This is a genomic window from Catenuloplanes japonicus (assembly GCF_000717135.1).
GTDB lineage: Bacteria > Actinomycetota > Actinomycetes > Mycobacteriales > Micromonosporaceae > Catenuloplanes > Catenuloplanes japonicus.
In genome coordinates this window covers 190,550-204,653 of sequence record NZ_JNXY01000005.1, presented here as the reverse complement: position 1 = coordinate 204,653, position 14,104 = coordinate 190,550, and the positions used below count along the sequence as shown (strand labels likewise).

At 70.7% G+C, this 14,104-nt stretch carries 12 protein-coding genes; 9 read left to right on the top strand and 3 right to left on the bottom strand.

From position 1 onward, the window contains the following. Positions 1–98: 98 nt before the first annotated feature. From paaB to OP04_RS09970, 4 genes are all read left to right on the top strand, one after another. Positions 99–371, top strand: a complete 273-nt coding sequence (gene paaB, locus OP04_RS09985) for a 1,2-phenylacetyl-CoA epoxidase subunit PaaB (RefSeq protein ID WP_033339254.1) — start codon at positions 99–101, stop codon at positions 369–371. Further along, positions 368–1,099, top strand: a complete 732-nt coding sequence (gene paaC / locus OP04_RS09980) for a 1,2-phenylacetyl-CoA epoxidase subunit PaaC (protein ID WP_085066345.1) — start codon at positions 368–370, stop codon at positions 1,097–1,099. Before paaB ends, paaC begins: the two co-directional genes overlap by 4 nt. A gap of 89 nt (positions 1,100–1,188) precedes the next feature. Next, positions 1,189–1,650 (top strand): 1,2-phenylacetyl-CoA epoxidase subunit PaaD, encoded by a 462-nt coding sequence (gene paaD, locus OP04_RS53160; protein ID WP_033339423.1) that lies wholly within the window; start codon positions 1,189–1,191, stop codon positions 1,648–1,650. 3 nt (positions 1,651–1,653) lie between these two features. After that, the gene (locus tag OP04_RS09970; protein ID WP_033339253.1) at positions 1,654–2,961 is read left to right on the top strand and encodes a 2Fe-2S iron-sulfur cluster-binding protein; all 1,308 of its coding nucleotides are present in this window, start codon (positions 1,654–1,656) and stop codon (positions 2,959–2,961) included. Here the strand turns inward: OP04_RS09970 and OP04_RS09965 are convergent. Genes OP04_RS09965 through OP04_RS09955 form a run of 3 tightly spaced genes read right to left on the bottom strand, consistent with a single transcriptional unit; the run spans position 2,958 to position 7,711 of the window. Beyond that, positions 2,958–3,899 carry an aldo/keto reductase gene (locus OP04_RS09965; protein ID WP_033339422.1) on the bottom strand — a complete coding sequence of 314 codons (942 nt, stop codon included), beginning with the start codon at positions 3,897–3,899 and terminating at the stop codon, positions 2,958–2,960. The two genes, OP04_RS09970 and OP04_RS09965, sit on opposite strands and share 4 nt — an antisense overlap. Positions 3,900–3,923: 24 nt before the next feature. Continuing rightward, complete coding sequence (locus OP04_RS09960; protein WP_033339252.1) at positions 3,924–4,760, bottom strand: SWIM zinc finger family protein; 837 nt, start codon at positions 4,758–4,760, stop codon at positions 3,924–3,926. Next, the gene (locus OP04_RS09955; RefSeq protein WP_033339251.1) at positions 4,760–7,711 is read right to left on the bottom strand and encodes a DEAD/DEAH box helicase; all 2,952 of its coding nucleotides are present in this window, start codon (positions 7,709–7,711) and stop codon (positions 4,760–4,762) included. The genes OP04_RS09960 and OP04_RS09955 overlap by 1 nt, the downstream gene beginning before the upstream one ends. Before the next feature lie 97 nt (positions 7,712–7,808). Here OP04_RS09955 and mqnC point away from each other — a divergent pair, with 97 nt between their 5' ends. The 5 genes from mqnC to OP04_RS09930 all read left to right on the top strand — a co-directional run bounded on the left by mqnC (position 7,809) and on the right by OP04_RS09930 (position 14,074). Further along, a complete protein-coding gene (gene mqnC / locus OP04_RS09950; RefSeq protein ID WP_033339250.1) occupies positions 7,809–8,999 on the top strand; it encodes a cyclic dehypoxanthinyl futalosine synthase in 1,191 nt (396 codons plus the stop codon). 708 nt (positions 9,000–9,707) lie between these two features. Then, on the top strand, positions 9,708–10,796 hold the full coding sequence (locus OP04_RS54565; protein ID WP_033339249.1) for a hypothetical protein: 1,089 nt from the start codon (positions 9,708–9,710) through the stop codon (positions 10,794–10,796). Positions 10,797–11,145: 349 nt separating this feature from the next. Beyond that, a complete protein-coding gene (locus tag OP04_RS09940; protein WP_269746675.1) occupies positions 11,146–11,838 on the top strand; it encodes a demethylmenaquinone methyltransferase in 693 nt (230 codons plus the stop codon). Between the two features lie 478 nt (positions 11,839–12,316). After that, entirely contained in the window at positions 12,317–13,597 is a 1,281-nt protein-coding gene (locus tag OP04_RS09935; RefSeq protein WP_033339421.1) for a geranylgeranyl reductase family protein, read from the top strand. A 111-nt stretch (positions 13,598–13,708) separates the two neighbouring features. Beyond that, positions 13,709–14,074 (top strand): NADH-quinone oxidoreductase subunit A, encoded by a 366-nt coding sequence (locus OP04_RS09930; RefSeq protein ID WP_033339247.1) that lies wholly within the window; start codon positions 13,709–13,711, stop codon positions 14,072–14,074. The last annotated feature ends 30 nt before the right edge of the window (positions 14,075–14,104 follow it).

Below are 14,104 nucleotides of genomic sequence, written 5' to 3'. Positions count from 1 at the left end.
AGGAGCCCGGCACCAGCGCGTCCGCGGCGTCACGGGGCGCTGGGCATGAGCGCGCTCGCGCGGGCAGCTCAGCGCCGCGATGTCACGGGGATCCCGGCATGAGCGCCGAGTGGCCGCTCTGGGAGGTCTTCGTGCGACCGCGCCGCGGGCTCTCGCACACACACGCCGGCAGCCTGCACGCGCCGGACGCGGCCATGGCGCTGCGCAACGCCCGCGACCTCTACACCCGCCGGCAGGAGGGCGTCTCGGTCTGGGTCGTGCCGTCCACCGCGATCGTCACCTCGGACGACCCGGCCGTCACCCCGGCGCCGGACAAGCCGTACCGGCACCCCACGCACTACCGGGTCCCGGACGGGGCACCGCACCTGTGAGCGCGGACCTGGCCGCATATGTGCTCGGCATCGGCGACGACGCGCTGGTCGCGGCGCAGCGGCTCGGCGAGCTCTACGCGTCCTCCCCGGAGATGGAGGAGGACGTCGCGCTGGCGAACATCGCGCTCGACCAGCTCGGCGCCGCCCGGCTGCTGCTGGAATACGCGGCGGAGCTGACCGGCGACGGCGACGAGGACACGCTCGCGTTCCTGCGCGGCCCGGACGGATTCCGCAACCACACGCTGGTCGAGCTGCCCAACGGCGATTTCGCGGTCACCATCGCCAAGCTGCTGTTCCTCGCGGCCTGGCAGCGCCCGCTCTACGCCCGTCTGGCCGCATTCCCGGACGAGCGGCTGGCCGGGATCGCGGCCACGGCCGGGCTCGAGTCCGCCTACCACCTCGACCATGCGGCACAGTGGACGATCAGGCTCGGCGACGGCACGGCGGAGTCGCATCGGCGCATGCAGGACGCGATCGACACGCTCTGGCCGTACGCCCGCGAGCTTTTCACCCTTGATCCGGTCGCGGAGCGGATCGGGGTGACGCCGCCGCGCGCGGAATGGGACGAGATGATCGGCGCGACGCTGGCCGAGGCCACGCTGCACGTGCCGGCCCCGGCCGACGTGCCGGACCTGGACGGCCGCGCCGGCCGGCACACCCCGCACCTCGGCCCGCTGCTCGACGAGATGCAGTCGCTGCACCGCGCGCACCCGGGGGCACGGTGGTGACCGCGGGCTCGGCGGCGACGGCGCGCACCGGCGGCACGGCGGTGGCCGCGGACTCGGAGAGCGCAGCGGCGGCCGCGCACACCGACGGCCTGACCGCGCTGGCTGCCGCGTCCGCGGTGGTGGACCCGGAGCTGCCGTTCGTGACCATCGCGGAGCTGGGCATCCTGCGTGCGGTCGACGAGTTGGACGGCGGCCGGGTCGCGGTGACGATCACGCCGACCTACACCGGCTGCCCGGCTGTGTCCGTGATCAGGGAGGACGTGCGGGTCGCGCTGGCGGACGCCGGCTTTCCGGACGTGGAGGTGCGGACCCGGCTGAGCCCGCCGTGGAGCACGGAGTGGATCAGCGAGGACGGGCGCCGCAAGCTGGCCGACGCGGGTGTCGCACCGCCCGCGCCGACCCGGACCACGCTGCTGACGATCACGGTGCGCTGCCCGCAGTGCGGCTCGCCGGACACCGAGGAGCTGAGCCGGTTCGGCTCGACCGCGTGCACCGCGCTGTGGCGCTGCCGCGCCTGCACGGAACCCTTCCCGCGGGTCAAGGAGCGATGAGCGATGACCACGGTGGTACGGAAGGCCGCGCGCCCACGTCCGGTCTGGCATCCGCTGCCGGTGGCGGACGTCGCGCGGCTCACCGCGGAGGCGGTGACGATCACGTTCGCGGTGCCGCCGGAGCTGCGCGCGGCCTACGCGTTCCTTCCCGGCCAGCATCTGACCGTCCGTTACGCGCCCGACGTCCGCCGCTCGTACTCGATCTGCTCGACCCCCGCAGATCTCGATAAAACCGGAAAAATCCGGATCGGCGTGAAGGAGGTGCCGGGCGGCGCGTTCAGCAGCCACGGCGTCCGCGCGCTGCTGGCCGGCCTGTCGGCGACCGGCGCGTCGGTGGCCGATGTGCCGCCGGTGGCCGATGTGCCGGGGGCCGGCGTGGTGACGGCCGGTGCCGTGCTGGAGGTGCTGCCGCCGCTCGGCACGTTCACCACCGCGCTCGACCCGGCCCGGACCCGGCGCTACGGCGCGATCGTGGCAGGTTCCGGTGTCACGCCGGTGCTGAGCCTGATCGCCACCGCGCTCGCCACGGAGCCGGCCAGCACGTTCACGCTGGTCTACGGCAACCGGGCGACCGCGAGCGTGATGTTCGCGGACGAGCTCGGCGCGCTGAAGGACCGCTACCCGGCCCGGCTGCAGATCCTGCACGTGCTCTCCCGCGAGCCCGGCCTGTCGCCCGTGCTCTCCGGCCGCCTGGACCGCCCGCGCCTGGAACTGCTGCTCGGCGGCCTGGTCCCGCGGGACATCGAGGAGTGGTTCCTGTGCGGCCCGGTCGGCCTGGTCGAGACGGCCCGCGAGCTGCTGAAACCAGACGCGCCGACCGCAGACGCTCTGGCCGCAGACGCTCTGACCGCGGACCCGCCGACCGCAGACGCGCCGACTGCGATCGCGCCGACCGCGAACCTGCTGGATACGAGCCTGCCGACCGCCGACGCGCCGGACACGGGCGTGCGGAGCGGACCGGTCGTACACACGGAGCTGTTCTACGCCGGCGAGCCGCCCGCCGTCGTCCCCACCGGCGCCAGCGGTGCCACCGGCCAGGTCGCGCTCACCTTCCGCCTGGACGGCCGCGAGTCCAGCACCACCATGTCCCGCGACACCCGCGTGCTCGATGCCGCGCTCGCGGTCCGCGCCGAGCTGCCCTACGCCTGCAAGGGCGGCGTCTGCGCCACCTGCCGGGCCCGGCTCACCGAGGGCGAGGTGGCGATGGCCCGCAACTACGCGCTGGAGCCGGACGACGTGGCCGCCGGCTACATCCTGACCTGCCAGTCAGTTCCGCTAACCGGCTCGCTAACGGTGGACTACGACGCCTAACGGATCGCGTCCAGCTTGACCAGGTCGTCAGCGCTGAGGCGCCAGGAGCCCGCGGCTGCGTTCGCCCGGACCTGGTCGGGGCTGGTCGCGCCCGCTATCACGCTGGAGACGCCGCGGCGCGAGGTCAGGCCCGCGATCGCCACGTCCAGCAGCGTCTTGCCGCGGACCTGGGCGAAGCTCTCGATGGTCTCGATGACGTCCCACGGCGCGTCGGCCAGCAGCGCGGCGTAACGCTCGTCGGAGAGACGCCCGCCGGCCGGCGGCGGTGACTCGCGCCGGTACTTCCCGCTGAGCAGCCCGCTGTCCAGCGGGAAGAACGGCAGCAGGCCCAGGCCGAAGCGCTGGCACGCGGGCAGCAGCTCGGCCTCGGGGTCGCGGTGCAGCAGGCTGTATCTGTTCTGCGCGCTGATGAACGGCGTCCGGTGCGTGGTCCTGGCCGTCCAGGCCGCGTCCACGATCTCCCACGCGGCGAAGTTCGAACAGCCCAGGTAGCGGATCTTGCCGGCCCGGACCAGGTCGTCGAGCGCGGACAGCGTCTCCTCTATCGGCGTGGCCGGGTCGGGGCGATGCAGCTGGTAGAGGTCGATGTAGTCGGTCTCCAGCCGGCGCAGCGAAGCCTCGACCGCGCGCGTGACGTAGCGCCGGGACGCGCGGGCGCCGAAGTCCTGCCCGTTGCTGCCGGCCATGTCCATGCCGAACTTGGTGGCGATCACGACGTCGTCCCGCCGGCCCTTGAGCGCGGCGCCGAGGTACTGCTCGGAGGTGCCGCGCGGCTCGCCGTACACGTCCGCGGTGTCGAAGAAGTTGATGCCCGCGTCGATCGCGGCGTCGACCACGGCACGGCTGGCGTCCGCGTCGAGACGGCGTCCGAAGCTGCTGCAGCCGAGGCCGATCGCGGAGACCGTCAAACCTGAGTCGCCCAGTCGCCGATAACTCATCTCGCCCTGCCCCACCTGCGCAGCCTAAGTCCCCGTTTCTTCTGGCACGTCGCCACCATCAAGCGAACGGTAGGCCGCGCGCAGCAGATCCACCAACGGAATATGGCGAACGCGCACGTCCGGCGGGTCCAGCGCGCGAAGTAGCAGGTCAGGCGGGGCCGTGACGCGATTCACGCCGTGCTCGCGGAGCTTGGCCGGGGAGGCGCCGGGCGCCCAGAAATCGTCCAGCGTCTCGGCCAGCGGCACGTGCTCCACGGCCAGCGCGTCATAGGCCACCGGTGCGGTCCCCAGCGACCCCAGCAACTCCTCACGGGTACGCCCCCGCCACGCCAGCACCAGGAACGGGTCCTCGTCGAACGCCTCCGCCAGCAGGTAGAGCGCGGCGGACAGGTGCTTGCACGGCAGCCCCCAGTCCGGGCAGCTGCACTCCATGGAGAGCGACGACGGGAACAGCGGTGCCCCGAGCGCGTCGAACACGTCCACGATCTCGGTGGGCATCTCGCCGGCGAGCAGCTTCGCGCGGTACAGAGCCTGTGAGGCCAGCGACTCCTCGATCGCGGTCCAGCGGCTCTCGTCGTACCGCTGGATGGTGATCGTGGCCTGATAGGGCTTCGGCCGGGAACCCTGCACGAGCGCGGTGACGGTCCCCGGCGCCACCGAGAGGCTGAGCACCTGGCCCTTGCGGGCGTAGGCGCGACCGCGCGCGAGCCGCCCGGCGTCGCAGATGTCCTCCAGGATCCCGGTGAAGTGCCGCGACCACCACTGCTCGCCTATCGCGCCGCGCTGCGACCGGGCCCGCAGGCCGCCGTCGACGGCGATGGGTCGTGCGGCCTCGAACCAGCCGTCCCGTCCGACCGGCATCAGGCCACCCCCGCCGGGTCGAGCGCGAACAGGTCGCGCAGCGCGTCCGTGGACAGATCCGTGATCCACTCCTCGCCGGTGCCGACCACGGACTCGGCGAGCGACTTCTTCCGCTCGATCATCTCGTCGATCCGCTCCTCCAGGGTGCCGGTGCAGATGAACTTGCGGACCTGCACGTTCTTCCGCTGGCCGATGCGGTAGGCGCGGTCCGTGGCCTGGTCCTCGACGGCCGGGTTCCACCACCGGTCGACGTGCACGACGTGGTTGGCCGCGGTCAGGTTGAGGCCGGTGCCGGCCGCCTTCAGCGAGAGCAGGAAGATCGTCGGCTCGTCACCGGTCTGGAACGTCTCGACCAGCTCGTCGCGCCGCGCCTTGGTGAGCCCGCCGTGCAGCCAGAGCACCGGGCGGCCGAGGCGGGCCTGGAGGTAGGGCTGGAGCAGCGCGCCGAACTCCGCGTACTGCGTGAAGACCAGGCCCTTCTCCCCGTCCGCCACGATCTCCTCGCACAGCGACTCCAGCCGGTCCAGCTTGCCGGAGCGGCCGGGCAGCGCGGAACCGTCCTTGAGCAGGTGCGCCGGGTGGTTGCAGACCTGCTTGAGCCGGGTCATCGCGGCCAGCACGTTGCCGCGCCGCTCGATGCCGGTGGTGGACGCGATGGTCGCCATCATCTCCTCGACGACCGCGGCGTAGAGCGTGGCCTGCTCCGGCGTGAGCGTGCACCACACCTTCACCTCCAGCTTCTCCGGCAGGTCCGTGATGATCGACCTGTCGGTCTTGAGGCGGCGCAGCACGAACGGTCCGGTGGCGCGCTTGAGCGCGGCGGCCGCGTACTCGTCCTGCCGCGCCTCGATCGGCTCCTGGTAGCGCGACCGGAAGTGCTTGGCGGTGCCGAGCATCCCCGGGTTGCAGAACTCGAGCAGCGACCACAGCTCGGCCAGGTGGTTCTCCACCGGCGTGCCGGACAGCGCCAGCCGGGTCCGCGCCGGGATCGCGCGCGCGGCCTGGGCCTGCCGGGTGCCGCTGTTCTTCAGCGCCTGCGCCTCGTCGCAGACCACGCGCTCCCACTGCTGTTCCCTGAGCAGTTCCAGGTCGCGCAGCGCGGTGCCGTAGGTGGTGATCACCAGGTCGTGCTTGGCCAGCGCGGCCGGGTCGCGGCCGGCGCCGTGGTGGACGTGCACGGTGAGGCCGGGCGCGAACCGCTCCGCCTCCTTGCGCCAGTTCGACACCAGCGACATCGGGCAGATCAGCAGCGTGGGGCCGGTATCGTCGGACTTCTCGGACACCAGCAGGCTGAGCGTCTGCGCGGTCTTGCCGAGGCCCATGTCGTCCGCCAGGATGCCGCCGAGCCCGAGCCGGGACAGGAACGACAACCAGGACAGACCCCGCTCCTGGTACGGCCGGAGCGTGCCGGCGAACCCGTCCGGCGTGGCGATCGGCGTCAGCCGGTCCGCCGCCTGGCCGGAGAGCAGGTCGCCGAGCGGGCCGTCCACGTCCACGTCGACGATCGGCAGGTCCGGCTCGCCGCCGTCGACCACCAGCGCCAGCACGTCCGCCGCGGTCAGCTCGCCCTCGCGCCGGCGGCCCACGGCCTTGAGCGCGGCCTTCAGCTGCCGGTCGTCCAGCTCGACCCAGCGGCCGCGGACCCGGATCAGCGGCACCTTGAGCAGCGCCAGCCGTTCCAGCTCGGCCGCGTCGATCGCCTCGTCGCCGACCATCAGGTCCAGCCGGTAGTCGACCAGCTCGGACATGCCGAAGCCCTGCGCCGCCACCGCCTTCGGGCCGGACTTCGTCTTCTTGCTCTTCGCGGTCAGTTTCAGGCCGAGGCCGCGTTTGCCGGCCCAGGACGGCAGTTGCACGCCGTAGCCCGCGGCCTGCAGCAACGGCGCGGCGGCGCTGAGGAAGTTGAACGCGCCGGCCGTGTCCAGCTCCAGGCCGTCCGGGCGGGCCTTGCGCAACGACTCGTAGAGCGCGGGGAACAGCCGCACCGCGCGACCCAGGCCGGCCAGCAGCGTCTCGTCCGCGCGCGGCCACGGCGCCGCGCCCTCGAACACGTCCTCCGCGGCCACGGAGTGCGCCGGGTCCTCCGTGGACTGCAGCGCGAACTCCAGCCACCACTCGTCCGCGCCCTGCACCGGCTCGTCCAGCCGGAAACTCACGCGCGCCGGGCCGTTCGCCGCCTGCGCCGCGTCGAACCAGCCGGTCAGCGCGGTCCGCAGCGCCTCGGCCTCGGTCCTTCTCGCGCCTGGCAGCGCGGGATCGTCGCCGGCGAGCGCCACCATCCAGCGGTCGGCCAGCGGCGCGCGGCTCCCGGGCCGGTGCCCGAGCAGCAACCGCTCCGGGAACGCGACCCGGGCGGCGGCATCAACCAGAAGATCAAGAGCCTGCCGGAGTACGTCATCAGCGCGTTTCTCGGTCTCGCCGAGCGCACGGCAGGAGGGCGGCATGGCCTGCGCGAACATCCGGAACGCGGCCGCGTCCGCGCCGGTCAGCACGGCGCGCCAGCGGGCCTCGTCGCCCACCAGCTGCGGCAGCATGCGTCCGCGCCGGACCAGGTCCTCGGCCAGCTCCGCGACCGCGCCCAGGTAGCGCAGCGACTCGGCCGGGGCCCAGGTGCCGTCCGTCTCCGCGCGCAGGAACGGCAGCGCGTCGGCCGGTGTGACGAGCAGTGCGGGGACGGACCAGCGGGTGAGCCGGGGCGTGCGCGCGGTGAGCGGGATGCCGCTCTCCGGCGAGGGCAGCGGGTGTCGCGTGGAGCTGGGGAGCGCGATCGGGAGCGTGGTCTCCTCGCCTGCGGCAGGCAGGGCATTGGCCAGATCGTGCGCCTCCGCGGCGTACCGATGAGGCTTGATTTTGATCTTGATCTGCTTTTGGTCGTCGGCCGTGGCACGTCCGGTGTCCTCGGCCCAGAGCACCAGGCGGCCGTCGTGCCAGCCACCGTGCACCACCAGCATGCGCGCCGCCTCATTCCTCCGCGTGGACCGCCCGACGATACCGGCATCGTGACCTGCGACGCGGCATGCCTCGACCGAATGGACGTAGGCTCGGGGGGTGACGGTGAACAGGGAGATCGACGACATCCTGCAGCGTGGCGCGGACGGCGGGCGGATCACGCCCGAGGAGGCGCTGCTCATCTACACCGACGCCCCGCTGCACGAGATGGGCGAGGCCGCCGATGCCGTGCGCCGGCGGCGATACCCGGACGGGATCGTCACCTACCTGATCGACCGCAACATCAACTACACGAACGTCTGCGTGACCGCCTGCAAGTTCTGCGCGTTCTTCCGCGCGCCGAAGCACAAGGAGGGCTGGTCGCACCCGATGGAGGAGATCCTCCGCCGGTGCGGCGAGGCCGTCGACCTGGGCGCGACCCAGGTGATGCTGCAGGGCGGCCACCACCCGGATTACGGCACCTCCTACTACGAGAACCTGTTCTCCTCGGTCAAGGCGGCCTATCCGCAGCTCGCGATCCACTCGATCGGCCCGTCCGAGATCCTGCACATGGCGAAGGTCGACGGCATCTCGATCGAGGACGCGATCCTCCGGATCAAGGCCGCCGGGCTGGACTCGATCGCCGGCGCCGGCGCGGAGATGCTGCCGGAGCGGCCGCGGAAGGCGATCGCGCCGCTCAAGGAGTCCGGTGCGCGCTGGCTCGAGGTGATGGAGACCGCGCACGGGCACGGCATCGAGTCGACCGCGACCATGATGATGGGCACCGGCGAGACGCACGCGGAGCGCGTCGAGCACATCGCGATGATCCGCGACGTGCAGGACCGCACCGGCGGCTTCCGCGCGTTCATCCCGTGGACCTACCAGCCGGAGAACAACCACCTGAAGGGCCGCACCCAGGCCACCACGCTGGAATATCTCCGGTTCATCGCGATGTCCCGGCTCTTCCTTCACAACGTGGACCACCTGCAGGCGTCCTGGCTGACCACGGGCAAGGAGGTCGGCCAGCTGTCGCTGCACATGGGCGTGGACGATCTCGGCTCGATCATGCTGGAGGAGAACGTGATCTCCTCCGCCGGCGCGAAGCACCGGTCGAACCTGCACGACCTGATCTGGATGATCCGGTCGGCCGGCCGCATCCCGGCGCAGCGCGACACGCTCTACCGGCACCTGGCCGTGCACCACACGCCGGCGGACGATCCCACGGACGACCGCGTGACGTCGCACTTCTCGTCGATCGCCATTCCCGGCGGTGGCGTGGGACGGTCGCTGCCGTTGGTCGACGCGCACTGAGTCGTTCGTTTTCGGCGCGGTCCCCGATGTGCGGGGGCCGCGCTTTTCCGTGTCTCCCTCCACCGATCGGCCCATTCCGGCGTCGCCTTTTCGGTCGGGTGCGCCGCGCCTAAGGGTTGCTTAAGGCCGTTTTAAGCATTCGTGCGCCCCGATTGTGCATTTACGGGCGGATCCGGGTTTGCGGGCACCGGTTAGCGTCCGGGGCCCTGCCCGTCCTCGCCGAGAGGGGAGTCGCCCATGCCGGCCGCCGTTCGTCGCGCCGCCGTCGTTGTCGCCGTCGTTTCCGGGTCGCGCTCGTCGCCGTGATGGTGCCGAGTGGCGACAGGTGGTGACTGCGCGTTACCGGCGGGGGTTCAGGAAAAGCAATGTAGTTGAACGGTCTACATTGCTCGGTCGTTCTGCCGGACGTCCCGGGCTTTTGTCACCGTAAATGCGTGGAGTGACCGGGCGGATGCTCAGAGCGCATATTCGGAAGGCGCTCGATCCCCCGTTCGGCCGATGATTGTGCTGCTTTCCGGAGAATTTTTGCGGTCCACAGGCGGGCCAAAGGTCCACTTAAGCCCGTTTTAAGTCTTCACAAATCCGGACATATGCGGACCTGCGAGGTATAGCTCACAGCGGACTGTCCGATTTGTGCAGTAGACGAATTGATATGTCTTCGTTAACGTCCCAGCGTCCCGACCGTCCTCGTACCCGAGGAGCCAAATAATGTCGTTCCGCACGCGGAACTTCGCCCGTCTCTGTGCCGCCACTGCGCTGGCTGCGGGCGCCACCGGGTTCTTTGCAGCCCCGGCTTTCGCCGCTGTCTCCGACAGCGCCGATTTCAGCATTGTCACCGACGACATCACCGGCGCGAACGGTGCGCCGCTGTCCCCCGGCAGCGACGCCACGGTGAACACCACCATCACGAACGCCAGCTCGGTTGTCATCACCGGTTTCGAGCTGAGCGTCACGCTGCCGGACGGCGTCACCTTCAAGGGCGCCGACGCGGACGGCTGGAAGACCTGTGATTACGCGGGTCAGACCGTCACCTGTGACCTCTCCGAGGGCTGGAGCCTGGTTCCGGTCGGCGAGGAGTCCGAGGAGGACGAGGTCTTCTCCGCCTGGTCCGTGCCGTTCAAGGTGACCATCGCCGCGGACGCCAAGGGCCCGAAGCTCACCGGTGGCAAGTCCACCGGCAAGATCACCGAGGCCGCCGAGTTCGAGACCGGCGCCGAGGCCGAGATCGCCGCCGCGGCCGCCGAGTTCAAGCCGGCGTCCTTCACCGGTACGAACTCGGGCGTGCAGCTGGCGTCGTTCAAGACGACCGGCGGCAAGCACGGCGGTGGCAACGGTGGCAAGGGCTGGGGCCACGGCGGTGGCTGGGGCCACGGCGGTGGCAACTGCGGTCAGCCGCCGAAGCCGCCGACCTCCCCGTCGCCGTCCCCGTCGGTCTCCACGCCGAACTCGCCGTCTCCTTCGCCGTCGAACCCGGAGTCGCCTTCTCCGTCGCCGTCGAACCCCGAGTCGCCGTCGCCGTCCCCGTCGGTCTCCACGCCGAACTCGCCCTCCCCGTCCCCCTCCACCCCGAAGCCGCCGGCGGTCGTGCACAGCGCTGAGTTTGCCGCGCTCGTGGCCGTGCCGGGTGGCAACGGTGGCGGCGGCGAGGAGCCCCCGCTGCCGAACACCGGTGTGCAGGTCGGCGTGATCGGTGGCCTCGGTGCCGCGGTCGTCGTGGCCGGTGCCGCGATGTTCATGATGGCCCGCCGTCGCCGGGTCGTCACGGTCGCTCCGGGTGACGAGAACTCGTCGCTCTGATCCAGCGATAAGGTGGCTACGAGTCACCATCAAAGCAACACAAAGACAACGCCGCGGGCCACAGGCTCGCGGCGTTGTCGCTTTCCGGACCGGCGATTCCGGCAAGGTGTCGCAAGTGGGCGTATTGCGACGCGGCCTGTGTCATTCGTTGCGCGAGTGTCATGAATTCGCGGTCCCGCCGAGTCCGCATCGTTACCGGCGGGCCCGAAGATAATCCCGACCCGCCAATAGGCGTTGATATAGAGATGCAGTGCCGCGGACCATGGTGCAAGCCAGGTCCGCGGTTTTTTTATGTCCTGACGGAAGTGCCCGCGTCGGCTCTCGGGGACGCTCTGGCAGAGTGGACGGTGTGAGCCGCGCAGACTTGGACAAACAGCCACACGAGGTCGCGTCGATGTTCGACGGCGTGGCGCGCAACTACGACCTGACCAACACGGTCCTCTCGTTCGGCCAGGACCGCGGCTGGCGCCGGGCCACCCGGGCGGCGTTGCAGCTCAAGCTCGGTCAGCGCGTGCTGGACGTCGGCGCGGGCACCGGGGTCTCCACGCTCGAGCTGGGCCGCTCCGGGGCGTTCGCCGTGGGTCTGGACCTGTCGCAGGGCATGTTGCGCGCGGGCCGCCAGGTGCGGCCGGACGTGCCGCTGCTGGCCGGCGACGCGCTGCGGCTGCCGTTCAGGGACGAGACGTTCGACGCGGTCACCATCTCCTTCGCGCTCCGCAACGTGGTGGACGTGGACGGCGCGCTGGCCGAGCTGGCCCGCGTCGTGCGTCCGGGCGGGCGGCTGGTCGTCTGCGAGTTCAGCCACCCGGTCAACGGGGCGTTCCGCGGCGTCTACATGTCGTACCTGATGCGCTCGCTCCCGGCGGTGGCCCGCACGGTCTCCAGCAACCCGGACGCCTACGTGTATCTGGCCGAGTCCATCCGCGCGTGGCCGAACCAGGAGCAGCTGGCCGGTCGCATCGGGGCGGCGGGCTGGTCCGCGGTGGCCTGGCGCAACCTGAGCGGCGGCATCGTCGCGCTGCACCGCGCCGTCAAGCCCTGACCTCCTCGCCGGCCGGCGCGCTGTCCGCGCACCGCTCGCCCGGCGTCGCTCTCTGCACGATCGGGGGCGTCCCGATCGTCTGGAAGGGCCGGCCCGGCGAGGCCGCGTCGCCGGGCCGCGCGGTGGCTCGACGCACGCGGGCACCGACCGGAAGGGGCGCTCGGCCCGACAGGTGGAGGCTTCCGGCGTACCATCGTGATGATCTTGATTTTGGGCTTCGAGGGGCCTCCGGAAGGGCTTGGGGCATCCGTCAAGCAGCGACCCGCGGCGCGTTCGTGGGCGACAAAAGCCGTCAAAGCGGGCGTCCGTCGCCCTTTAAGGGATGTTTTGTCACCCATATGGGTGATCTATCTAGAACTCTTTAACGGATCGGAAACAATTAGGGTGGCCTAAGACACACAAAGATCCGCAGCGGGCCTACACTGCTCTCGCACATGCTTGTGAAGTTCTTCACTAGCACATGCGAGGAGGTGTGGCCGTGACGCACGTTGAGGCCGGACAGGCCGACGTGATCGTGGTGGGCGCGGGCCCAGGGGGCTCTGCGACCGCATATCACCTTGCCGGTCACGGGGTCAGGGTCCTGCTGCTCGAGAAGACCGAGTTCCCCCGGGAAAAGGTCTGCGGCGACGGGCTCACCCCGCGCGCGGTCAAGCAGTTGATCAAGATGGGTGTCGACACCTCGGAAGAGGCCGGCTGGCTGCGCAACAAGGGTCTGCGGGTGATCGGCGGCGGTGTCCGCCTGGAGCTGGACTGGCCGGAGCTGGCCACCTTCCCGAACTACGGCGTGACCCGCACCCGGCTCGACTTCGACCAGATGCTGGCGACACGCGCGGTCGGCGCCGGCGCGGTCATGCACAGCAGCACGAACGTGGTCGGTCCGGTGCTCGACGACGACGGCCGGGTGGTCGGCGTCCGGGCCGAGTCCGGTCCCGGCAAGGAGCCGGTCGAGTTCCGCGCGCCGCTGGTGGTCGCCGCGGACGGCGTCTCCGGCCGGCTGCCGATCGCGCTCGGCATCACGAAGCGCGACGACCGGCCGATGGGCGTGGCGGTCCGCCGCTACTACACCTCGCCGGTCAAGCACGACGACGACTACCTGGAGTCCTGGCTGGAGCTTCGCTCCCGGGAAAATCCGGACAAACTTCTCCCCGGGTACGGGTGGATCTTCGGCATGGGCGACGGCCGCGTCAACGTCGGCCTCGGCGTGCTCAACTCCTCCGCCGGCTACGGCAAGACCAACTACCGGCACATGCTGCTGGACTGGCTGGCCACCACGCCGGGCGAGTGGGGCACCAACGACGAGGCGAACGCGGACGGCCCGATCCTCGGCGCCGCGCTGCCGATGGGCTTCAACCGCGTGCCGCACTACACCCGCGGCACGCTGCTGGTCGGCGACTCGGGCGGCATGGTGAATCCGTTCAACGGCGAGGGCATCGCCTATGCGATGGAGTCCGGCGAGCTGGCCGCGGAGATCATCGTGCAGGCGCTCGCGCGTGCCGAGGGCCCGGAGCGGGAGCGCGCGCTGCGGGCCTACGCGGCGGAGCTGAAGACGCGCTACGGCGGCTACTACCGGCTCGGCGGCATCTTCGTGAAGCTGATCGGCCGCCCCGAGATCATGAAGATGGCCACGCGGTATGGCATGCCGCAGCCGCTGCTGATGCGATTCGTGCTGAAGCTGCTGGCCAACCTCACGGACCCGCGCGGCGGTGACGCCATGGACAGGGTCATCAATGCCATGACCAAGGTGGCCCCCGCCGTTTAACCACCCCCGGTAGCAAGTCGGTTTCAGAGCGCTAATAGTGTCAGTGTCACAGAGATCACATAGGTAACAGAACGCACCATCCCCCACCCCCGTCCGGAGCCAGGAGACGACATGTCGTTCTCGCCGTACGTACCCATCGTCGCGTTGTTCGTCCTCGGCGCGCTCTTCGCGTTGTTCTCCGTCTCGATCGCGCCGATCGTGGGGCCGAAGCGGTACAACCGGGCCAAGCTCGACGCCTATGAGTGCGGCATCGAGCCGACGCCTCAGCCGGTCGGGGGTGGGCGGTTCCCGGTCAAGTTCTATCTGACCGCGATGCTCTTCATCGTCTTCGACATCGAGACGATCTTCCTCTACCCGTGGGCCGTGTCCTTCGACGCGCTGGGCCTGTTCGGGCTGGTGGAGATGGTCCTGTTCATCGGCACCGTCTTCATCGCCTACGCCTACGTCTGGCGCCGCGGCGGCCTCAACTGGGACTGAGTCCCGAGGCTTATTGCACAACCCCTGCAC